We start from the raw sequence: 22,245 nt of genomic DNA, 5'->3' as shown, positions 1-22,245 counted from the left end.
TCCGCAAATGACAAAATTCAGCCGACAGCTTAAATCCCATCACGCGCGCGTTATCGCCGGAATAAACGCAAAATGCGTCGCTATTTGTTGCGTTGATGCTTGTGGTACGCAGGTAGAATCCTGTCATTGCTTAAACTGGCGGGAAGTGACGATGCAAACGTTAAAACGTGGAATAGCGCTGCTGGCGCTGCTGTTCAGCCCCCTGACGATGGCCCAGGATCTGAATGTCCAGTTAACGGACTGGTTTTCTCAGCGTCTGGCAGGGTTCAGCGATGACGTCGTCGTCACGATCCGCACGTCGCCCAATCTGTTGCCGAATTGCGAACAGCCCGCGCTGAGCGTAACCGGAAGTGCGAAGTTATGGGGGCATGTGAACGTACTGGCGCGCTGCGCGAACGAAAAGCGCTACCTACAGGTAAATGTACAGGCAACGGGGAATTACGTTGTTGCCGCGGCCCCCGTCGCCCGTGGCGGTGCGCTTGGCCCGGCTAACATCACGCTAAAACGCGGACGGCTGGATCAGCTTCCCCCGCGAACCGTCCTGGACATCAACCAGATTCAGGACGCTGTCAGCTTGCGCGACCTCGTTCCCGGGCAGCCAATACAGCTCAGTATGTTGCGCCAGGCATGGCGGATAAAAGCCGGTCAGCGCGTTCTGGTGGTGGCGAGCGGCGACGGATTTAGCGTCAATGCGGAAGGCCAGGCATTGAACAATGCCGCCGTCGCGCAAAACGCGCGCGTACGCATGTTGTCAGGCCAGGTCGTGAGTGGAACCGTCGATCCTGATGGGAATATTCTTATTAATCTATAATGAGTTAAAGATTTTGTAGTGGCTGCCGATAAATAATCAACCAATGATGATAGCTGGCTGCTACAGCGTAACCCCTCGATGAGGATAAATAAATGAGCATTGACCGTACCTCACCTTTGAAGCCCGTTAGCACTGTCCAACCGCGCGAAACCAGCGATGCGCCGGTACAAAAAGCGCGTCAGGAAAAAGCGTCAACCACGACCAGTACCAGTGTGAAGTTAAGCGATGCTCAGGCGAAACTGATGCAACCCGGCACCGGCGATATCAATATGGAGCGCGTGGAAGCCCTGAAAACGGCGATTCGTAACGGTGAGTTGAAGATGGACACCGGTAAAATTGCAGACTCGCTGATCCGCGAGGCGCAGAGCTACTTACAGAGTAAATAAGCGTATGACTCGTCTGTCAGAAATTCTGGATCATATGACGGCTGTCCTCAATGACCTGAAAAAGGTGATGGATGCCGAGCAGCAGCAGCTCTCCGTAGGTCACATTAACGGTAGCCAGTTACAGCGTATTACAGAAGAAAAAAGCTCTTTACTGGCGACGCTGGATTATCTGGAGCAGCAGCGCCGTCTTGAACAAGATGCGCAGCGTAACGTTAATGATGATGTCGCCAGACGCTGGCAGGCGATTACGGAAAAAACGCAGCATTTACGCGATCTCAACCAACATAATGGTTGGCTGCTGGAAGGGCAGATTGAACGGAATCATCAGGCGCTCGACATGCTGAAACCGCATCAGGAACCGACGCTGTATGGCGCGAACGGTCAAACCGCCTCTCCCCACCGTGGTGGGAAAAAAATCTCTATCTGATTGCCGGATGGCGGCTACGCCTTATCCGGCCTACACGATCACAGAACAACTCGTATGCCCGGTAAGCGGCAGCGCCACCGGGCGATTTGCCGGATAGAGGCTCTATGCCGTCCGGCGAGTAAATTCCTTCACTTTAAAGCCCAACACCGCCAGCGCAGCGAAATAGGCGGCAATCCCCACAACCACAACCGCCATCAGTCGGGCCAGACGCCACAGCATTGTCCCTTCTGACCACTCAGGCATAATATGCAACATGCCAACCAGCGCGGCGGACATCACCAGCACGGAAATCACCAGGCGAGTCAGGAACCACGTCCAGCCCGGCTGCGGAGTAAAGATTTTCTGTTTGCGCAGTTGCCAGTATAGCAGCGACGCATTCAGACACGCCGCCAGACCAATAGACAGCGACAGACCGGCATGCTTCAACGGCCCGATAAACGCCAGGTTCATCAACTGAGTCATGATCAGCGTCACAATGGCGATTCTGACCGGCGTTTTGATATCCTGGCGCGAGTAAAATCCCGGAGCCAAAACTTTCACTACGATTAAACCAATCAGACCAACGGAATAGGCCACCAGCGCGCGCTGGGTCATCGACGCATCAAAGGCGGTGAATTTGCCGTACTGGAACAGCGATACCGTCAGCGGTTTGGCCAGAATGCCCAGCGCGACGGCGCTCGGCAACGCCAGCAGAAAACACAGACGCAGCCCCCAGTCCATCAGACGGCAATACTCATCATGATTGCCGCTGGCAAAACTTTTAGACAGCGAAGGCAGCAAAATGGTGCCCAGCGCCACGCCCAGAACCCCTGACGGAAACTCCATCAGTCGGTCAGCATAATACATCCAGGAGACCGAACCGGAAGCCAGAAACGAGGCGAAAATGGTGTTGATGATCAGAGATATCTGGCTTACCGAAACGCCGAGGATCGCCGGGCCCATTTGCTTCACAACGCGCATCGCGCCTGCGTCACGGAAATTGATGCGCGGCAATACCAGCATCCCAATTTTCTTCAGATGAGGAAGCTGGTAAACCAGTTGCAGCACGCCGCCCACCGTCACCGCCCAGGCCAGCGCCAGTACGGGAGGATTAAAATACGGCGCGGCAAACAGCGCAAAGCCGATCATACTGATGTTCAGAAATGTGGGCGCAAACGCAGGAATCGAGAAACGGTTCCAGGTGTTGAGGATCGCGCCCACCAGCGAGGCCAGCGAAATCAGCAGAATATACGGAAAGGTGATTTGCAGCAGTTTGGTGGTCAGGGCGAATTTATCAGCGGTATCAGCAAAACCCGGCGCGGTTACCATAATCACCCACGGCGCGGCGAGCATACCGGCCACCGTCACCACGGCTAACGCCAGGGTCAGCAGGCCGGAGACATAGGCGACAAAAACCCGGGTCGCCTCTTCGCCCTGCTTGCTCTTGTATTCTGCAAGGATCGGCACAAACGCCTGGGAAAATGCCCCTTCGGCAAAAATGCGCCGCAACAGATTCGGTAACTTGAATGCCACGAAAAAGGCGTCGGTCGCCATCCCTGCGCCAAAAATTCTGGCGACAATCGCGTCACGCGCAAAACCAAGCACGCGCGAAAACATGGTCATCGAGCTGACGGCAGCCAGCGATTTTAATAAATTCATCAGTGTTGTATTCCAGACCCTGGAGCAAAACCCTTGCATGGCCGACCGCAGGCCGGATAAAAGCGTTTACGCCGCCATCCGGTAATATCGCTGTGCCTGATAACCACGTAAAAACGTCTTATCAGGCCGACAGAACGATCCACGGTTTGCCATCATTCTCTGTCAGAAAGAGGTGTTATTTTGAGTTGGCATATAGTACCTGGATTATGATGAATTACTACAGCCAGATGTTACAGGGCGTTATTCGCTCATTGCCTCGCGCCAGAGTTTCTCTACGACGCGCTGCGCCAGAATCGCCTGTTCGCCCGCCGTTTCAGGAACCGTCTGATTTTGCACGCATTCAATAAAATGACGGGCGCATCCGGCAAATCCCCGTTGTTCCTGGGTTGTCTGCCAGCCCGGAATGGGTTTATGCACCACGCCCTGACCGCGTTCCTCGCGCCATTCGCGCATGTCCGTCACATCAAACAGGCCGCCGTCCGTCACCGCCTGCACACATTCACGCTGACTCCCGGCGCGACGGTGCATACTGGTGGTGATTTGCAACTGATCCGCCGAAAAATGGTGCTCAGCATACAGCATCTCGCCAAGATCGTTGGTCTGCAACGTGCCGCTGTTCAGTTGCGCCTTGCCGTCCGTCAGCCACAGCGCGGTGTCCACAACGTGCAGGTAGTCATCCAGCAGCGTGAAACGCAAATCATGCGGCCCGACGCTGTCCGTCCGGTGTTTATCCATACGGACAGAAGCGGCGGCGCCCAGTTGCGCTTTCAGATCACGGTAGAGCGGAGCGAAGCGTCGGTTAAACCCGACCATTAGCGTCAAATTTTTGCGCGCGGCCAACGCCACCAACCGTTCCGCATCGCGCAGATTTTCCGCCAGCGGTTTATCGACGCAGACATGAACCCCGGCATTGAGCAGTTCGCTTACCACCTCATAATGCGTCGCCGTGCTGGAGTGGACGAAAATGGCGTCGCAGGTTGACGCCAGCGCTGGCAACGACTCAACGTACGGCATCCGCCAGCTTTCACAAATGCGCAGCGCCTTATCCCGCGAAGGAGACCAGGCCCCCTGTAGCGTCCAGTCGCCGGATGCGCCCAGTACGGGCAACCAGGCTTTTTGGGCGATCCCCCCTAACCCAACAACACCGATACGTAATTTTTTCACGTTAGTCTCCCAGGTGCGCCAGGAGCGAATCGAGGCGCTGTTTCAGTTCCGCGACTTCGCCTTCCAGCGCCTCAACGCGCGCATGCAGATCGCCCGACGCCGCCTGCGGCGCGTCATCTGAACTCACCGGCTCATCGACTTCGCCGCAAAACAGGTGCATATACCGGCTTTCACGCTTACCCGGTTCGCGCGCCAGGCGCACTACGTAAGGGCCGTCGTCACGGGCGGCAAGCTGTTCCAGCGTCGATTCCACTTCTGCCATATCGCTGAATTCATACATGCGGGATGCACGGCTGCGCAGTTCACCTGGCGTCTGGGCGCCGCGCAACAGCAGCGTGGCGATCAGCGCCACCTCCGCCGGACTCAGTTTAAGATTGCCAAACTCGGAGTTGCAGAAGCGCTGTTCATATTTGGTGACGCGATTGCCGAAGCCGCTCACCGTTCGCAGAAAATGGCGTTTCACTAAGTTATCAAGCTGTTCCTGCACCTCATGTTCCGATAAGTTCATTACCGGTTCACGGTTGGTTTTTTGATTGCAGGCGGTAACCACGCCGTTAACCGAGAGCGGGTACTGCTCCGGTGTTGTCACCTGTTTTTCCAGCAGGCAGCCAATCACTCGCGCTTCAGTGGCGGTTAGTTCGTATTTCATCGTCCTCTCCTTAGCGACCGGGGGTCCATTCAGTCGTCGTCAACGCCGTCAGCACATGGTCGCGCCACTGTCCGTCAATCAACAGGTAATCTTTCGCATACCCTTCTTTTTCAAAGCCGAGTCGCGCCAGCAAGTCGCCGCTGCGCTTATTATGCGGCATATAGTTCGCCATAATACGGTGAATATGTTGCGTACGCTGCATATAGCGAATCGCCGAGGTTAAGGCCTCATACATCAGCCCCTGCCCCTGCCACTTTTGTGCGATGGAGTATCCCAGATAACAGGCGTGGAATGAGCCACGCACCACGTTAGAAAAATTGGCCACGCCGATGATCTCTTTCTCTTCCGGGTCGAGCAGCGCGAAATAGAACGCTGAACCCTGTTTATGAAACTCGGCGATCATGCTCAGACGCGCCTGCCAGCCCGAAGGATAGCAGTGGCTTTCATCACGAACGGGTTCCCAGGGTTTTAAAAAATGACGATTTTCCGCGTAATAATCGGCCAGACGCCAGGCATCACGCTCATGTACTAAACGCACAACCAGACGGTCGGTTGTTAAGCGTACTTTTGGCACGTTACTGCGATAGCCAAACATTCTATACTTACTCCTTCCCGTAACGTCTTCACACCCTGATAACGTTACTATACCTGCGCCTGTATGCTCTGTGAAAAGTGCAAATCGTCATTTTTTGGCTTATTCACACATTTTGATGAAAACTCTCTATCAAGATGGACTTTTGATAAAAAAATATTGTCCCGGCAAAGGTGGGAAAAAACGCGCCGACACCGCAGAATAGAAGGTGCTCACCTTTTAAACTCAACAGAATTCGAGTTGCAGGCCGGCGGCAAGCGAATCACTCCCTGAAAGCGCACAGAAATACGTGGCCGGGGAGCGCGAACGCCGCCGACGCGCCTGCGACGTGAAGGATGACGAGTGTCTTTCCCGGGAGGGGAAATGTCGCGTGTCTCGCAGGCCAGGAACCTGGGTAAATATTTCCTGCTCATCGATAATATGCTGGTCGTATTAGGCTTTTTCGTGGTGTTTCCACTGATCTCCATTCGCTTTGTCGACCAGATGGGCTGGGCGGCATTGATGGTCGGCATTGCGCTCGGACTGCGCCAGTTCATCCAGCAAGGGCTGGGCATTTTTGGCGGCGCGATTGCCGACCGTTTTGGCGCGAAGCCAATGATTGTTACCGGGATGCTTATGCGCGCAGCCGGATTCGCGACGATGGGGATCGCCCATGAGCCCTGGCTGCTCTGGTTTTCCTGCTTTCTTTCCGGGCTTGGCGGCACCCTTTTCGATCCGCCGCGCTCTGCGCTGGTCGTCAAGCTGATTCGCCCTGAACAACGCGGTCGTTTCTTTTCGCTGTTGATGATGCAGGACAGCGCGGGCGCCGTGACTGGCGCGCTATTGGGTAGCTGGTTGTTGCAGTATGACTTTCGTCTGGTATGCGCGACGGGGGCGGTACTGTTCGTTTTGTGCGCCGCGTTTAACGCCTGGCTGCTTCCGGCGTGGAAACTGTCAACGGTGAAAATCCCGGTACGCGAGGGCATGGGGCGCGTCATGGCGGACAAGCGGTTCGTGACTTACGTGCTGACCCTGGCGGGATACTACATGCTGGCCGTACAGGTAATGCTGATGCTGCCCATCATGGTCAATGACATCGCGGGATCACCGGCCGCCGTCAAGTGGATGTATGCGATCGAAGCCTGCCTCTCGCTGACGCTGCTCTACCCAATCGCCCGCTGGAGCGAGAAACGTTTTCGCCTCGAGCACCGACTGATGGCCGGACTGCTGCTGATGTCGCTCAGTATGTTGCCTGTCGGGCTGGTCGGTAATTTACAGCAGCTCTTCACGCTCATTTGCACGTTCTATATCGGTTCGGTCATTGCGGAACCGGCGCGTGAAACGCTCAGCGCCTCGCTGGCCGATGCGCGGGCGCGTGGCAGCTATATGGGCTTCAGTCGACTGGGTTTAGCCATTGGCGGCGCGATAGGGTATATCGGCGGAGGATGGTTGTTCGATATGGGGAAAGCGCTGCAACAGCCTGAACTGCCCTGGATGATGCTTGGGGTAATCGGAATCATGACCTTTCTTGCGCTCGGTTGGCAATTCAGCCACAAACGGACGCCACGCGGCATGCTGGAGCCAGGCGCCTGATTTGATACCTGCTTTCATCTCCTCCATACTGAAAGAGAACCGACAGTTAAATGGAGGAGAAACGTGAAGCTTTATATTTACGATCACTGCCCTTTCTGCATCAAAGCCCGCATGATTTTCGGCCTGAAAAATATTCCCGTTGAGCTAAACGTCCTGGCAAACGACGACGACGCAACGCCCACCCGCATGATCGGCAAAAAAATGGCGCCCATTTTGCAAAAGGACGACAGCCGTTATCTGCCCGAAAGTATGGATATCGTCCATTATGTGGACAACCTTGACGGCAAACCCTTGCTGATCGGAAAACAGAACCCCGCGATTGATGAGTGGCTACGCAAAGTTAACGGTTACGCCAATCGCCTGCTCCTTCCGCGTTTCGCAAAATCGGCATTTGATGAGTTTTCCACGCCATCGGCGCGGAAGTACTTCACCGAGAAAAAAGAGGCCATGATTGGCGACTTTGGCGAAAATCTGGCGCATTCCAGCGGGCTCATCAAAAACATCAGCGACGATCTGCGCGCGCTGGATAAATTGATTGTGCAGCCCAATGCCGTGAACGGTGAACTGTCTGAAGACGATATTCATTTGTTCCCGTTATTACGTAACCTGACGCTGGTCGCAGGCATAAACTGGCCAACCCGGGTCGCTGATTACCGTGATAACATGGCAAAACAGACGCAAATCAACCTGTTATCGTCTATGGCCCTCTAATGCTTGTGGGTGGAGGCGCCATGCCGCCACCCTTTCAGTTTTTTCTGCTGGTGCGCGGCGTGCTGGTGCCACATGCTGCTTTGTGTCAGGATTACGACACGGGCATCATGTTGAGGAACCCCATGAAAAAGATTGTCTTTGCCGCTGCATTGTTGGTTAGCGGCCTGTTGGTTGGCTGCAACCAACTCACGCAGTACACGGTAAGCGAGCAAGAAATTAATCAGGCGCTTGAAAAACGGAATAATTTTTCCAAAGACATTGGCTTACCGGGCATCGCGGATGCGCATATTGTACTGACGAATCTCAGCAGCCAGATTGGCCGGGAAGAGCCCAACAAAGTCACGCTAACCGGTGATGCGAACCTGGATATGAGCTCCCTGTTTGGCAGCCAGAAAGCCACCATGAAACTGAAGCTGAAAGCGCTACCGGTCTTTAACAAAGAAAAAGGCGCGATTTATCTGCAAGAAATGGAAGTGGTGGATGCAACCGTAACGCCGGAAAAAATGCAATCGGTGCTGCAAACGCTGATGCCTTACCTGAATCAGTCGTTGCGTAATTATTTTAATCAACAACCGGCCTACGTTTTGCGTGAAGACAGCAGCAAAGGCGAAGCGCTGGCGAAAAAATATGCCAAAGGCATAGAGGTTAAACCGGGCGAAATCATCATCCCGTTCACCGACTAACGCACCAGGGCGCATTTGCGCCCTTTTTTTTCGTGCAAACGAAAACGTTTCCGCTTATCCTTGGTTTCCGGCAAAAATGACTATCCCCCAGCCGGAGCATATTAATGACTGCACCATCCCAGGTTTTAAAGATCCGCCGCCCAGACGACTGGCACGTTCACCTTCGCGATGGCGACATGTTAAAAACTGTCGTGCCTTACACCAGTGAAATTTATGGCCGCGCGATAGTGATGCCGAACCTGGCGCCGCCTGTTACGACGGTCGATGCGGCCATCGCATACCGCCAGCGCATTCTTGATGCCGTTCCTGCCGGGCATGACTTTACCCCACTGATGACCTGCTACTTAACGGATACGCTTGATCCTGATGAGCTTGAGCGCGGATTCCGCGAAGGCGTCTTTACCGCAGCAAAACTCTATCCGGCCAACGCGACCACCAACTCCAGCCACGGCGTCACCTCTGTCGATACGATCATGCCGGTACTGGAGCGCATGGAAAAACTCGGCATGCCGTTGCTGGTACACGGCGAAGTTACCCATGCTGATATCGATATTTTTGACCGCGAAGCACGGTTTATTGAAACGGTGATGGAGCCGCTGCGCCAGCGTCTGACGGCGTTGAAGGTCGTGTTTGAGCACATTACCACCAAAGATGCCGCAGAGTACGTTCGCGACGGCAACGAGCTGTTAGCCGCCACCATCACGCCACAGCATCTGCTGTTTAATCGCAACCATATGCTGGTCGGCGGAATTCGCCCGCATCTGTATTGCCTGCCGATCCTCAAACGTAACGTCCACCAGCAGGCCTTGCGTGAACTGGTCGCCAGCGGATTTAGCCGCGCCTTCCTCGGTACCGACTCCGCGCCGCACGCCCGTCATCGGAAAGAAACCAGCTGCGGCTGCGCAGGCTGCTTTAATGCCCCGACGGCGCTTGGCAGCTACGCTACGGTCTTTGAAGAGATGAACGCCCTCGCGCATTTTGAAGCGTTCTGCTCACTCAATGGGCCACGGTTCTACGGCCTGCCGGTCAATGAAACCTACGTTGAACTGGTACGCGAAGAGCAGCTCGTCCCGGAAAGCATCACGCTTGCCGATGACTCACTGGTGCCCTTCCTGGGCGGCGAGCGCGTACGCTGGTCAGTAAAATAATAAAAAAAATGTGGCCAACTGTTGTAAGCCAGAAAGGTTAACTGTATAAATACACAGTATATTCAACAGGGGGCCATTATGCGTATTGAAGTCACTATAGCGAAAACGTCACCTTTGCCTGCTGGCGCGATTGACGCGCTGGCCGGTGAACTCTCCCGCCGTATCCATCACTCTTTTCCAGATAACGCGGGCAATGTTGTCGTCCGTTATGCCGCAGCCAACAATTTGTCGGTCATTGGCGCGACAAAAGAGGATAAAGAACGCATCAGCGAAATCCTACAGGAAACCTGGGAAAGCGCGGATGACTGGTTCGTCAATGAATAAAAAATGATATGCAGTAATGTTCGTTTTTGCCGGGTCGCCCCGGCTTTTTTATTTGCGCAACTGGTCGCTTTTTAATCCATTACTCAAAATAACTGCACAACATGCCAAAAAAATATGAATGACATGCTGTTTTATTGTGCACATAATTCTTAAAAAGAAGAAATTTATTCTGTCACCCTTTAAATTTCCAGTGAATAGCCTTATTTATTGATATACTGAAGTTGCTTCAGAAAAAAACACGCATTGAACCTCGAAAACCGTTGTCTTGTAACACGTATTAGGGGGCATAATGGAAAAGAATAATGAAGTCATTCAGACTCATCCGCTTGTAGGATGGGACATCAGCACCGTTGACAGCTATGATGCGCTGATGTTGCGTTTGCACTACCAGACCCCGAATCGCCCTGACCCTGATGGGACTGAAGTTGGTCAGACGCTCTGGTTAACCACCGATGTTGCCAGACAATTTATTTCGATATTAGAAGCAGGCATCGCCAAAATTGAATCTGGCGATTACCAGGAAAATGAGTATCGCCGTCATTAACGTGACGCGACCCCTCCACCCAAAGGCACCTTAAAAGGTGCCTTTATCGTTTCATACTCTCAATAATTCCACTGACAGAAAGTCGGCCGACAAACGCGCCGCCGCGACGGCAATCCGAAAGCATGACGAGTATAACTTGTATATCTCAATTCACTTATTTACCCTGCAATAATCGCGATAGCAGAGAGAAGCTGATGAAATACGACTTAATCATTATTGGCAGCGGTTCCGTCGGCGCCGCAGCCGGATATTATGCCACTCGCGCCGGACTGAAGGTTCTGATGACAGATGCCCATATGCCGCCACATCAACAGGGCAGCCATCACGGCGATACCCGGTTAATCCGCCACGCTTATGGCGAGGGTGAGAAATACGTTCCTCTGGTGCTGCGTGCGCAAACGTTATGGGAAGAGCTTTCAACGCATAATGAAGATCCCATCTTCGTCCGCTCCGGCGTCATAAACCTCGGCCCGGCGGACTCGCCATTTCTGGCGAACGTGGCGCATAGCGCACAGCAATGGCAGTTGAACGTTGAGCAACTGGATGCCGCCGCCATCATGGCGCGCTGGCCTGAAATTCGCGTCCCTGACAACTACATTGGCCTGTTCGAAACGGACTCCGGTTTTCTGCGCAGTGAACTGGCGATCAAAACCTGGGTTCGCCTTGCCGAAGAGGCTGGCTGTGCGCAGCTCTTTAACTGCCCCGTCACCGCCCTTCATCACGATAGCGACGGCGTTACCGTTGAAACCGCTGACGGCGAATACCGCGCGAAGAAAGTGTTGATCAGTGCCGGTACATGGGTACAGGCGCTGGTGCCGGAACTCCCCATCCAACCCGTTCGTAAAGTTTTTGCCTGGTATCAGGCTGACGGGCGCTACAGCATGAAAAATAACTTCCCGGCGTTCACTGGAGAACTCCCGAACGGCGATCAGTATTACGGTTTTCCCGCCGAAAACGACGCATTAAAAATAGGAAAACACAACGGTGGTCAGTTGATTCACTCACCGGAAGAGCGCAAGCCGTTTGCCGCCGTCGCCAGCGATGGTTCCGAAGCGTTCCCCTTCTTGCGCACTATCCTGCCCGGCATTGGCTGCTGCCTGAACGGCGCCGCCTGTACCTATGATAATTCCCCGGATGAAGATTTTATTATCGATACATTACCGGGACATGATAATACGCTGATCGTCACCGGTCTGAGCGGCCACGGCTTTAAGTTCGCCTCGGTATTAGGTGAGATTGCCGCCGATTTCGCGCAGGGTAAATCGCCGGCTTTTGACCTGACGCCATTCAAACTGAAGCGCTTTACGCAATAATGACCCAATGGCCTCGCAAACGGGGCCGTTTCTTTTTGAGGAGTCAGGCTGTGCGTCGTATTTTTCACTATCTGATCAATAATATTCGTGAGCATTTTATGCTCTACGTTATTTTATGGTCGCTGCTGGCCATCATGGACATTATTTATATCATGTTCTTTTAATTTATTTCAGCTGACAAAAATTGACAAAACCTGAGATTACTCTAACTTTCATTGTAATAATTTGACCAATAAGAAACCTCCCGCCCTCCTGCCCCATATAGATAAAACCGCTAATCACCTCGAATCTTCTGACGCACAATGACAAATTCAATCAATTTTATTGAAATAAAAACAAATATCGCCAGGATTGTTATTTATTAGTTGCATTAATGTCTCTAACAGGTCATTTTCATTCTCTCCTGAAATATCCATTGGTGTGTTTATGCAATTCAAAAATACTCCTCAGCGCTATGGCGCCATTTCTGTATTGCTTCACTGGCTGGTCGCCATTGTTGTATACGGCATGTTTGCCCTGGGTTTATGGATGGTGACGCTCAGCTATTACGATGGCTGGTATCACCAGGCGCCGGAATTGCATAAAAGTATCGGCATCCTGCTAATGATGGGGCTGGTTATACGTGTTTTCTGGCGTTTCGTCTCACCACCGCCAAAGGCGCTGAAAAGCTATTCACGCCTGACCCGTCTGGGTGCGGCGGTGGGCCACCTTGCGCTGTATCTTCTGCTCTTCGCCATTGTGATCAGCGGCTATCTGATCTCAACCGCCGACGGCAAACCGATCAGCGTGTTTGGGTGGTTTGACGTGCCCGCCACGCTGGCCGACGCGGGCGCTCAGGCCGATCTTGCCGGTAGTCTGCACCTGTGGCTGGCCTGGAGCGTTGTGATTTTGTCCGTTCTGCATGGGCTAATGGCCCTGAAGCACCATTTCATCGATAAAGACGACACCCTGAAGCGTATGCTGGGGAGATCGTCGCCTGACTATGGAGTTGAAAAATGAAAAAAAGCCTGCTGGGACTGACTTTTGCTTCCCTGTTATTCACCACTGGTTCTGCAATCGCGGCAGACTATAAAATTGATAAAGAGGGACAACACGCCTTCGTTAACTTCCGTATCCAGCACCTGGGTTACAGCTGGCTGTACGGGACGTTCAAAGATTTCGACGGAACATTTACCTTCGATGAAAAAAATCCGGCAGCGGATAAAGTGAACGTCACCATTAACACCAACAGCGTTGATACCAACCATGCGGAGCGTGATAAGCACCTGCGTAGCGCTGATTTCCTGAACGTGGCGAAATTCCCGCAGGCGACGTTTACCTCGACCAGCGTGAAAAAAGATGGCGACGAGCTGGATATCACCGGCGACCTGACGCTCAACGGCGTCACCAAACCAGTCACGCTGGAAGCGAAGCTGATCGGCCAGGGTGACGATCCGTGGGGCGGGAAGCGCGCGGGCTTTGAAGCGGAAGGTAAAATTAAGCTGAAAGACTTCAACATCACCACCGACCTCGGCCCTGCATCGCAGGAAGTCGATTTGATTATCTCGGTGGAAGGCGTACAGCAGAAGTAACGAATGCCGGATGGCGGCTTCGCCTTATCCGGCCTACAGCAACGCACATTGTAGACCCGGTAAGCGGAGCGCCTCCGGGCGTAATGCCGGATGGCGCTACGTTATTCCGCCGGGTCGGGAATGCCCAGTTGGGTATTCAGGCGGCCACGCGATTTATTGAAGATTTTATTGCCATTCTCACGGCCAGCACGGCGACGGCGCTGTTCCTCTTCCGGCAAACTGCTCTCTTCACAGCACAGCTCGCTACAGCAGCCTTTAAACTTCTCGGCGCAAGCCGGGCACTGAATAAACAGCAGATGGCAGCCATCATTTTTACAGTTGGTATGGCTGTCGCACGGTGCGCCGCACTGGTGACAATGCGCGATAACCTCATCAGAGATCCGCTCTCCCATACGCTCATCAAACACAAAATTCTTACCGATGAAACGCACCGGCAGTCCCTGCTCGCGCGCCTTACGCGCGTACTCAATGATGCCGCCTTCAATGTGCCACACTTTGTTAAAACCGTTATGCTTCATCCAGGCGCTGGCTTTTTCACAACGAATACCGCCCGTACAATACATGATGATTTTCTTGTCTCTATGCTCCTGCATCATTTCAACAGCTTTCGGCAACTGCTCGCGGAACGTGTCAGCCGGAATTTCCAGCGCATTTTCGAAATGCCCCACTTCATATTCGTAGTGGTTACGCATGTCGATAAACACGGCATCAGGATCGTCCAGCATGGCGTTCACTTCCGCCGCTTTCAGGTACTCGCCAACGTCGCTGGCATCAAAATTCGGATCGTCGATACCATCGGCCACAATCCGCTCGCGTACTTTCATACGCAGCACCCAGAAGGACTTACCGTCATCGTCCAGCGCAATATTCAGACGCAAGCCGTTTAATGCGGGATCAAACGCATACAGCTGCTCACGAAACGCCGCGACCTGACTTTGCGGCACGCTGATCTGTGCGTTAATGCCTTCACGCGCCAGATAAACGCGACCAAAAACATTCAGCGAGGTAAACATCTGGTACAACGCGTCGCGCGTGCTCTGCGGATCGACGATCGTGAAATATTTATAAAAAGAGATGGTCGTGCGCGGCTCCGTTTCAGCTAACATCCGGGCTTTAAGCGCATCGTTCGAAATGCGGTTGTGTAACACTGGCATGGTGTACGTATCCTGCAATCAGTAAAAATGAAATCGGGCGGCATCATAAAGCAAACATCGCCAATTTACATCCACACATTTTGCGCTACATTTCATTCTTCATACTAAGAAATTAACAACAATTGCCGCTTTTATCGTCGTTCTCCAACCACAAATTTTTGCTGTACACGAAAAAATGCGACAATACAGGGAATTGCTCGTTTACAGACAGGATAGAGATGACGAATTTACCTAAGTTCTCCGTTGCGCTACTGCATCCACGTTATTGGTTAACCTGGCTGGGTATTGGTGCTCTTTGGTTGGTCGTGCAATTGCCCTACCCGGTGATTTACAAACTGGGTTGTGCAATGGGACGTCTGGCGTTGCGTTTTATGAAGCGCCGCGCCCGCATCGCCTATCGTAATCTTGAATTGTGCTTTCCGCAGATGAGCGAGCAAGAACGCCACCAGATGGTGGTGAAGAACTTCGAGTCTGTCGGGATGGGCGTGATGGAAACCGGCATGGCCTGGTTCTGGTCCGACCGCCGTATTTCACGCTGGACAGATGTCAGCGGCGTTGAGCATATCCGCGACGTTCAGGCCCGGGAGCGAGGAATTCTGCTGGTTGGCCTGCACTTTCTGACGCTGGAGCTGGGCGCGCGCCAGTTTGGTTTGCAACAGCCTGGCATTGGCGTTTATCGTCCGAATGACAATCCGTTGCTTGACTGGCTACAGACCTGGGGACGTATGCGCTCCAACAAGTCGATGCTCGATCGCAAAGACCTGAAAGGCATGATCAAAGCGCTGAAAAAAGGTGAAGTGGTCTGGTATGCGCCGGATCATGACTATGGCCCGCGCGCCAGCGTGTTTGTCCCGCTGTTTGCCGTGGAACAGGCCGCCACCACGTCAGGAACCTGGATGCTCTCCCGGATGTCCAACGCCTGTCTGGTGCCGTTTGTTCCGCGTCGTAAACCCGATGGCAAAGGCTATGAGCTGATTCTTCTGCCGCCGGAATGCTCACCACCGCTGGATGACGCCGAAACCACCGCGGCCTGGATGAACACGATCGTAGAGAAATGCATCATGATGGCGCCCGAGCAATACATGTGGTTGCATCGCCGTTTCAAAACGCGTCCTGAAGGTATGCCCTCCCGTTACTGATTTATCAGGTGTAGCCGGGCGACGGTTGCACCTTCTCATCGCCTCTTTTAGCTTTAAAAGCTACTCACATTGCCGCCCTCAGCAGGCAGGCGCATAATAAGAGAGTATTGCCTTATTTTTATTCTGATGATAGCGCAAACAGCGCATCACACTGCGGATCGCTATGTCACCCTCTGATGTCCCCATAAACTGGAAACGCAATCTCACCGTAGCCTGGCTGGGCTGTTTTTTGACCGGCGCGGCGTTTAGCCTGGTGATGCCATTTTTACCTCTCTACGTTGAGCAGCTCGGCGTAACGGGCCACAGCGCGCTGAATATGTGGTCGGGGCTGGTTTTCAGTATCACCTTCCTGTTTTCCGCTATTGCCTCGCCTTTTTGGGGCGGGCTGGCCGATCGCAAAGGGCGAAAGATCATGCTGCTGCGCTCAGCCCTCGGCATGGCGATGGTTATGCTGCTGATGGGGCTGGCGCAGAACATCTGGCAGTTTCTGATCCTGCGCGCATTGTTAGGTCTGCTCGGCGGATTTGTGCCAAACGCAAATGCGCTTATCGCCACTCAGGTGCCGCGTAATAAGAGCGGCTGGGCGTTAGGAACGCTTTCTACTGGCGGCGTCAGCGGCGCGTTGCTCGGCCCTCTGGCGGGCGGATTACTTGCCGACCAGTACGGATTACGCCCTGTCTTCTTCATCACCGCCAGCGTGCTGTTGGTCTGTTTCTTACTGACGCTCTTTTTTATTCGCGAGCGTTTTCAGCCTGTCAGCAAAAAGGAGATGTTGCACGTCCGGGAGGTCGTTGGCTCACTAAAAAACCCAAAGCTGGTTTTGAGTCTGTTCGTCACCACGCTGATCATTCAGGTTGCAACCGGATCGATCGCGCCTATTCTGACGTTATATGTGCGAGAGCTAGCCGGTAACGTCAGCAATATCGCATTTATCAGCGGAATGATCGCCTCGGTGCCCGGCGTGGCGGCGTTGCTCAGCGCGCCCCGGCTCGGCAAACTGGGCGATCGCATTGGCCCCGAAAAGATCCTGATTACCGCCCTGATTATCTCTGTCCTGCTGCTGATCCCGATGTCATTCGTACAAACGCCCTGGCAGCTTGGCGTGCTGCGCTTTTTACTTGGCGCGGCGGACGGCGCCCTGCTCCCTGCCGTACAGACTCTGCTGGTCTATAACGCCAGCAATCAGATCGCCGGGCGCATCTTCAGTTACAACCAGTCATTTCGCGATATTGGCAACGTCACAGGCCCGTTAATGGGGGCGGCTATTTCTGCCAGCTACGGTTTTCGCGCCGTGTTTTGCGTCACCGCTGGCGTCGTGTTGTTCAACGCAATTTATTCGTGGAACAGCCTGCGGCGGCGCAGAGAGACCCTCGCGGCAAAATGATTTTTGCGCTTTCATACTTGCAAAACCGGAGAATCAGCTATTCTTTCCCTGAATACCTCATCAAATCAAAGGGAGACAGTGATGACTATGTACGCCACGCTGGAAGAAGCCATTGATGCAGCCCGTGAAGAGTTTCTGGCTGACAACCCGGAACTCGAACAAGATGAAGCCAATGTTCAACAACTCAATATCCAGAAATACGTGCTACAGGATGGCGACATCATGTGGCAAGCCGAGTTTTTTGCCGATGAAGGCGAAGAAGGCGAATGTCTGCCAATGCTGAGTGGCGAAGCGGCGCAAAGCGTCTTTGACGGCGATTATGATGAGATAGAGATTCGTCAGGAGTGGCTGGAAGAGAACACTCTGCATGAGTGGGATGACGGTGAATTTCAGCTCGAGCCGCCTCTGGATACCGAAGAAGGCCAGACTGCGGCGGATGAGTGGGATGAGCGTTAACTACTCATAAGGGCCGTGGTGTATATCCAGCGGCAGCAGCAGCGTATCAAAAACCAGTGAAAACGGCAGATCGAGAACCGTGACATAGCGCCACGCGGAATCCCGGACATCCCACTGCACGCCGGGATAGTATTGATTGCCGTGCCCTTGTCCGGGGATCGTCCTGCTAATGATGCTGCCGCACCCGCTCAGAAGTAGCGCCATTACGCCAACCACGATTATTCGCACCGGATACCTCATTCGTCGTTTTGTTCAGTATAAAAAAATACCGGCAGCAGGCCGGTATTTTCAGATAATTGTCAGCGCATATTTGTCGGCCTGATAAACGCCACGTTTATCAGACCGCTACGGCTTACTTCTTCTGCAACGCCAGTGGGTTCAGGTTGATACCCTGATAGTAGTTAACCCACGATGAATATCTTTCCGGTGAATTCCAGACTCGATAGTGTAAACGCGCCATCGTCACTGGATCGCTCAACAACACCAGACGGCGGTCGCGATTCAGTTTTTCCGGCGTTTCATTCAGCGCCTGCTCCACATGGCGGTCGCGCGCAATCTCCAGCACCTTACTGGCGCGGTGACGGGCCGTAGCCATCGCCGTAGCCAGTGCGTTAAACGACGGATTAAACACCGCGTGCATAAAGCCGTCATCCAGCGTGCGATTGCGGTTCATCGCCAGGTATTTGTCAGTATCCACGAGCACCTGCGGCGGGGAATACTCTTCCGGGATGAGGAACAGTTTCCAGCGTTTGGTGCGCAAGCCCACCGTTGAACGGCTGGAAACCACGGACACAAACGGCGACAGGATCAGCGAGAAGACAATCGGCGCCAGCCAGAACAGGAAACGTAAATCCAGCCAGGCCATGCCAACCGCCCATACCAGGCCGAGCAGCAACTGGGAACCGTGACGCATGAAGGCTTCACCCCACGGGGTAGAGTCATCGTCACGCTGCGGTGAATTCCAGACCACTTCCCAGCCGAGGAATGCGCTCACCACAAACACCGTGTGGAACAACATGCGTACCGGCGCCAGCAGCACAGAGAACAGCACTTCCAGCAGCAGCGACAGCGTTACGCGCACAAATCCGCCATACTCTTTTGTGCCCTTACACCAGATGAGCATAATACTCAGCAGCTTCGGCAGGAACAGCAGCACCATCGTGGATGCAAACAGCGCAATCGCCAGTTCGGGGCGCCACTGCGGCCAGACCGGGAACAGCTGGCGCGGTTGCAGGAAGTATTGCGGTTCGGTCAACGCATGAACTACCTGCAAAGCGGTGGAAAGCGCCAGGAACATAAACCACAGCGGCGCCGACAGGTAAGACATAACCCCCGTCAGGAACACCGCACGGTGAACCGGGTGCATCCCTTTCACCAGGAACAGGCGGAAGTTCATCAGGTTGCCATGACACCAGCGGCGGTCACGCTTAAGTTCATCCAGCAGGTTCGGCGGCAGTTCTTCATACGAACCCGGCAGGTCGTAGGCAATCCAGACGCCCCACCCTGCACGACGCATTAACGCCGCTTCCACGAAGTCATGCGAGAGGATGGAACCCGCGAACGATCCTTCGCCCGGCAGCGGCGCAAGCGCACAGTGTTCGATGAATGGCTTCACGCGAATAATCGCGTTGTGGCCCCAGTAATGCGACTCGCCTAGCTGCCAGAAGTGCAGCCCGGCGGTAAACAGCGGGCCGTACACGCGGGTAGCAAACTGCTGGCAACGCGCATACAGCGTATCCATACCGGACGCTTTCGGCGACGACTGGATGATTCCGGCATTCGGGTTCGCTTCCATCAGACGCACCAGGCCGCTCAGACACTCGCCGGTCATCACCGAGTCAGCGTCCAGCACCACCATGTAGCTGTACTGGTTGCCCCAGCGACGGCAGAAGTCATCGATATTGCCGCTTTTGCGCTTCACACGACGGCGGCGACGGCGATAGAAAATCTGTCCTTCGCCCTGCACTTCAGCAATCAGCTCCATCCACGCTTTTTGTTCCGCCACGCAGATATCGGGGTTGTAGCTATCGCTCAGGATATAGACGTCGAAATGCGCTGCGTTGCCGGTGGCTTTAACCGATTCCCACGTAGCGCGTAGCCCCGCGAACACGCGGTCAACGTCCTCGTTGCAGATAGGCATAATCAACGCGGTACGGTGCTCTGGATTCAGCGGCTCATTTCCCACCGTTGACGCCGAAATACTGTATTTATCGCGGCCAATCAGCAGTTGCAGGAAGCCCATAAGCGCGGTCCAGAACCCCGCAGACACCCAGCAGAACAGCACGGCGAACAGGATCAGGATGCCGGTTTGCAGCACATACGGCAGCAGTTGCATAAAGGAGACCCACAGATCCTGCCCGATCATGTCGGCAGGATTAATGAGCGCCCAGCCCTGATAAGGAAGAATGGTCTTCATATACCAGGTCGCAACCACCGTCTGCGCCAGCGTCAGCAGCAACAGGATGTAGCGGCGGATTGTCCCGACGGTACGCCATTTTTGCTCGTTCTCCTGCTCTTCTTTCGTCAGGCGGGAGAGATAACGCGGCGTCACGTCCCGGCCGCGCAAGCGGTCCCAGAAACGACCCAGCGGGTTGGTGCGCCAGGGATCGGGGAACATAGAAGAACGCGTCGCTTTCGGCATTGCCTGCAACTGATCGCGTCCCTCATCATCCTTAATCAGTTGCCCTTCGGCCAGCGAATCCGGCCAGGCCTGCTCAAGGCGCGCTTTAACAGATCCCTGCGGTGAATCGTCTTCTCGCGAGTAAGCTCGATGCTCAACATCCAGCGCCTCATGGACGGCGCGGATGTCCGTTTTCGGCAGCGCCGCTTTCTCAATGTCTGAAAGCGGCATTGCGTCAATATACTCAGTTGTCTTATTCATTGGCAGGTAACTGGTAGCTCCAGGTTTCACTCAACGGCTGATCGGCATTCACCAACGCAGCACGCATTTCAGTGGTTTTCTTCGCGTCTTTCACTTTTACGCGCAGCGTCAAACGCCAGCCTTTCGTCACCGGGTTATAACGCACTGAGTTCTCAACGATTTCGCCGTTATCGCCAATACTGGTTTGCGCCGTGACAGGGGTATCCTGCGGCAGCTTTTTCATATCTGTGCCGACAAAATCCACGACGAAGGCGATGGTGCCATCAGGCTGGCGAATCAGGTTAGACTGTTTGACATCGCCCGTAGAGCGACGCGTCTGCTGAACCCAGGCATTCTCCGGCGCATGAAGTTTCTCTTCATCGCGGGTAAACGTCATGGTGTACTTGAAGTTCATCTCTTTGCCTGCTTCAGGCAGTTGATCCGGCGTCCAGTAGGCCACGATGTTATCGTTAGTTTCATCGTTGGTCGGAATTTCCACCAGTTCGATTTTCCCTTTGCCCCACTCGCCTTTCGGCGTGATCCAGGCGCTTGGGCGCAGGTCATAGCGATCGTCTAAATCTTCAAAGCGCGAGAACTGGCGGCCGCGTTGCAGCAAGCCGAACCCTTGCGGGTTTTCCATCGCATAGCTGCTCACCGCAAGATGTTTCGGGTTATTCAGCGGGCGCCAGATCCATTCACCGTTGCCCGCATGGATAGACAACCCGTTAGAGTCGTGCAATTCCGGGCGATAGTTGGTTGCCGGAGACGGCTGGTTCGGCCCAAACAGGAACATGCTGGTTAACGGCGCAACGCCCAGTTTACCGACTTTATCACGCAGGTAGACTTTCGACTGAACGTCCACCACGGTGTCACGCCCAGGGATGATGACGAAGCGGTATGCCCCGGTCGCACGCGGGGAATCGAGCAACGCATAGATGGTCAAACGTTTGTCAGTCGGTTTTGGACGCTCAATCCAGAACTCGCGAAAGCGGGGAAATTCCTCACCGGAAGGCAGCGCGGTATCAATCGCCAGACCACGCGCGGAAAGACCATAGACCTGGCCTGCGCCAATGACGCGGAAATAGCTGGCACCGAGCATGCTGACGATTTCATCGTTTTTGTCTTTGCTGTTGATCGGGTACAGCACTTTGAACCCGGCGAAACCGAGGTCTTTGACGGTGTCTTTATCATGCTGAACATCGCCAAAATTGAAATAGTCCGGGTTGTATTTGATTCTTTTTACCGTCGTCGCGGTAACTTCGTTGATCCTGACCGGTGTGTCGAAGTACATACCCTGGTGGTAGAACTCGAGCTTGAATGGGGTCTTGATATTGCTCCAGTACGCTTTATCACGGTTAAACTGGATCTGCTGATAGTCCGCATATTTCATGTCGCGGAAAACGGAGGGCAAGTTACTTTTCGGCGCCTCATAGCCTTTACCGGCTAAGGATTGAGCTTGTTTTGCAACATCATCGATGGTGAACGCCCAACTCGACGATGTGTACAGCGTTAACATTACCGCCGCGCCCAACCAACGCATTTTCATCATTTGTCGTTTATGTTTCATAATAAGTAAGCACTTCCCCCTTTGTGTGCTTATATCGATCCGATCCATTTTAATGGATAATCAGGCAATCCGACAACTGAATCCCGGCTTTGTTCAGCGCGCTGGCTCATGGATTAAGCAGGTTTTGCTCCTGTTTTCACTTTGCGTGCTTA

General features: G+C 53.8%; 24 protein-coding genes. 16 read left to right on the top strand and 8 right to left on the bottom strand.

Features of this window, described 5'->3' with window-relative positions:
• Positions 1 to 151: 151 nt before the first annotated feature.
• From flgA to flgN, 3 genes are all read left to right on the top strand, one after another.
• Positions 152 to 811: a flagellar basal body P-ring formation chaperone FlgA gene (gene flgA / locus OGX84_RS00850; protein WP_112002273.1), complete on the top strand. Its 660-nt coding sequence runs from the start codon at positions 152 to 154 to the stop codon at positions 809 to 811.
• 92 nt (positions 812 to 903) lie between these two features.
• Complete coding sequence (flgM, locus tag OGX84_RS00845; RefSeq protein WP_058668998.1) at positions 904 to 1,197, top strand: flagellar biosynthesis anti-sigma factor FlgM; 294 nt, start codon at positions 904 to 906, stop codon at positions 1,195 to 1,197.
• 4 nt (positions 1,198 to 1,201) lie between these two features.
• Entirely contained in the window at positions 1,202 to 1,624 is a 423-nt protein-coding gene (gene flgN / locus OGX84_RS00840) for a flagella biosynthesis chaperone FlgN (protein WP_012132851.1), read from the top strand.
• 102 nt (positions 1,625 to 1,726) lie between these two features.
• On the opposite strand, the gene murJ is transcribed toward flgN, so the two are convergent.
• The 4 genes from murJ to rimJ all read right to left on the bottom strand — a co-directional run bounded on the left by murJ (position 1,727) and on the right by rimJ (position 5,670).
• Positions 1,727 to 3,262: a murein biosynthesis integral membrane protein MurJ gene (gene murJ / locus OGX84_RS00835; protein ID WP_049011711.1), complete on the bottom strand. Its 1,536-nt coding sequence runs from the start codon at positions 3,260 to 3,262 to the stop codon at positions 1,727 to 1,729.
• A gap of 240 nt (positions 3,263 to 3,502) precedes the next feature.
• Positions 3,503 to 4,426, bottom strand: coding sequence for a Gfo/Idh/MocA family protein (locus OGX84_RS00830; protein ID WP_112002274.1), 924 nt, complete (start codon positions 4,424 to 4,426; stop codon positions 3,503 to 3,505).
• A 1-nt stretch (position 4,427) separates the two neighbouring features.
• The gene (locus OGX84_RS00825) at positions 4,428 to 5,075 is read right to left on the bottom strand and encodes a YceH family protein (protein ID WP_058668996.1); all 648 of its coding nucleotides are present in this window, start codon (positions 5,073 to 5,075) and stop codon (positions 4,428 to 4,430) included.
• Between the two features lie 10 nt (positions 5,076 to 5,085).
• The gene (gene rimJ, locus OGX84_RS00820) at positions 5,086 to 5,670 is read right to left on the bottom strand and encodes a ribosomal protein S5-alanine N-acetyltransferase (RefSeq protein WP_024130443.1); all 585 of its coding nucleotides are present in this window, start codon (positions 5,668 to 5,670) and stop codon (positions 5,086 to 5,088) included.
• A gap of 360 nt (positions 5,671 to 6,030) precedes the next feature.
• Between rimJ and mdtH the strand changes: the two genes are divergently transcribed.
• The 10 genes from mdtH (at position 6,031) to OGX84_RS00770 (ending at position 13,533) form a co-directional block, all read left to right on the top strand.
• Complete coding sequence (mdtH, locus tag OGX84_RS00815) at positions 6,031 to 7,239, top strand: multidrug efflux MFS transporter MdtH (RefSeq protein ID WP_112002275.1); 1,209 nt, start codon at positions 6,031 to 6,033, stop codon at positions 7,237 to 7,239.
• 63 nt (positions 7,240 to 7,302) lie between these two features.
• A complete protein-coding gene (gene grxB / locus OGX84_RS00810) occupies positions 7,303 to 7,950 on the top strand; it encodes a glutaredoxin 2 (protein ID WP_024130444.1) in 648 nt (215 codons plus the stop codon).
• 122 nt (positions 7,951 to 8,072) lie between these two features.
• Entirely contained in the window at positions 8,073 to 8,633 is a 561-nt protein-coding gene (locus tag OGX84_RS00805; RefSeq protein ID WP_024130445.1) for a lipoprotein, read from the top strand.
• A gap of 104 nt (positions 8,634 to 8,737) precedes the next feature.
• Complete coding sequence (gene pyrC / locus OGX84_RS00800; RefSeq protein WP_058668995.1) at positions 8,738 to 9,781, top strand: dihydroorotase; 1,044 nt, start codon at positions 8,738 to 8,740, stop codon at positions 9,779 to 9,781.
• A 78-nt stretch (positions 9,782 to 9,859) separates the two neighbouring features.
• Positions 9,860 to 10,105, top strand: coding sequence for a DNA damage-inducible protein I (gene dinI, locus OGX84_RS00795; RefSeq protein WP_012132864.1), 246 nt, complete (start codon positions 9,860 to 9,862; stop codon positions 10,103 to 10,105).
• 289 nt (positions 10,106 to 10,394) lie between these two features.
• A complete protein-coding gene (gene bssS / locus OGX84_RS00790; protein ID WP_012132867.1) occupies positions 10,395 to 10,649 on the top strand; it encodes a biofilm formation regulator BssS in 255 nt (84 codons plus the stop codon).
• 194 nt (positions 10,650 to 10,843) lie between these two features.
• Positions 10,844 to 11,962 carry an N-methyl-L-tryptophan oxidase gene (gene solA / locus OGX84_RS00785; protein ID WP_112002276.1) on the top strand — a complete coding sequence of 373 codons (1,119 nt, stop codon included), beginning with the start codon at positions 10,844 to 10,846 and terminating at the stop codon, positions 11,960 to 11,962.
• Between the two features lie 50 nt (positions 11,963 to 12,012).
• Positions 12,013 to 12,126 carry a YceO family protein gene (locus OGX84_RS00780; RefSeq protein WP_047457560.1) on the top strand — a complete coding sequence of 38 codons (114 nt, stop codon included), beginning with the start codon at positions 12,013 to 12,015 and terminating at the stop codon, positions 12,124 to 12,126.
• Positions 12,127 to 12,388: 262 nt separating this feature from the next.
• Positions 12,389 to 12,961, top strand: a complete 573-nt coding sequence (locus tag OGX84_RS00775; RefSeq protein ID WP_012132871.1) for a cytochrome b — start codon at positions 12,389 to 12,391, stop codon at positions 12,959 to 12,961.
• Positions 12,958 to 13,533, top strand: a complete 576-nt coding sequence (locus OGX84_RS00770) for a YceI family protein (RefSeq protein ID WP_012132872.1) — start codon at positions 12,958 to 12,960, stop codon at positions 13,531 to 13,533. The genes OGX84_RS00775 and OGX84_RS00770 overlap by 4 nt, the downstream gene beginning before the upstream one ends.
• A gap of 101 nt (positions 13,534 to 13,634) precedes the next feature.
• Here the strand turns inward: OGX84_RS00770 and trhO are convergent, their stop codons facing one another.
• Positions 13,635 to 14,687, bottom strand: coding sequence for an oxygen-dependent tRNA uridine(34) hydroxylase TrhO (gene trhO / locus OGX84_RS00765; protein ID WP_112002277.1), 1,053 nt, complete (start codon positions 14,685 to 14,687; stop codon positions 13,635 to 13,637).
• A gap of 218 nt (positions 14,688 to 14,905) precedes the next feature.
• Between trhO and OGX84_RS00760 the strand changes: the two genes are divergently transcribed.
• The 3 genes from OGX84_RS00760 (at position 14,906) to OGX84_RS00750 (ending at position 17,666) form a co-directional block, all read left to right on the top strand.
• Entirely contained in the window at positions 14,906 to 15,826 is a 921-nt protein-coding gene (locus OGX84_RS00760; protein ID WP_047457570.1) for a Kdo(2)-lipid IV(A) acyltransferase, read from the top strand.
• 163 nt (positions 15,827 to 15,989) lie between these two features.
• A complete protein-coding gene (gene mdtG, locus OGX84_RS00755; protein ID WP_071258243.1) occupies positions 15,990 to 17,210 on the top strand; it encodes a multidrug efflux MFS transporter MdtG in 1,221 nt (406 codons plus the stop codon).
• Positions 17,211 to 17,291: 81 nt separating this feature from the next.
• Positions 17,292 to 17,666: a MysB family protein gene (locus tag OGX84_RS00750; protein ID WP_012132878.1), complete on the top strand. Its 375-nt coding sequence runs from the start codon at positions 17,292 to 17,294 to the stop codon at positions 17,664 to 17,666.
• Here OGX84_RS00750 and OGX84_RS00745 read toward each other — a convergent pair whose 3' ends face one another.
• The 3 genes from OGX84_RS00745 to mdoG all read right to left on the bottom strand — a co-directional run bounded on the left by OGX84_RS00745 (position 17,667) and on the right by mdoG (position 22,075).
• Positions 17,667 to 17,894 carry a YceK/YidQ family lipoprotein gene (locus OGX84_RS00745; RefSeq protein WP_024130446.1) on the bottom strand — a complete coding sequence of 76 codons (228 nt, stop codon included), beginning with the start codon at positions 17,892 to 17,894 and terminating at the stop codon, positions 17,667 to 17,669.
• A gap of 124 nt (positions 17,895 to 18,018) precedes the next feature.
• Complete coding sequence (mdoH, locus tag OGX84_RS00740; RefSeq protein ID WP_047457577.1) at positions 18,019 to 20,547, bottom strand: glucans biosynthesis glucosyltransferase MdoH; 2,529 nt, start codon at positions 20,545 to 20,547, stop codon at positions 18,019 to 18,021.
• Positions 20,540 to 22,075 (bottom strand): glucans biosynthesis protein MdoG, encoded by a 1,536-nt coding sequence (mdoG, locus tag OGX84_RS00735; RefSeq protein ID WP_077956924.1) that lies wholly within the window; start codon positions 22,073 to 22,075, stop codon positions 20,540 to 20,542. Before mdoG ends, mdoH begins: the two co-directional genes overlap by 8 nt.
• Positions 22,076 to 22,245 lie beyond the last annotated feature (170 nt).

The sequence above is a fragment of the Citrobacter sp. CK202 genome (assembly GCF_030333225.1).
In the GTDB taxonomy this organism is placed as follows: Bacteria; Pseudomonadota; Gammaproteobacteria; order Enterobacterales; family Enterobacteriaceae; genus Citrobacter_B; species Citrobacter_B koseri.
The sequence above is the reverse complement of the archived record's forward strand: the minus strand, read 5'-3'. Positions and strand labels throughout refer to the sequence as shown.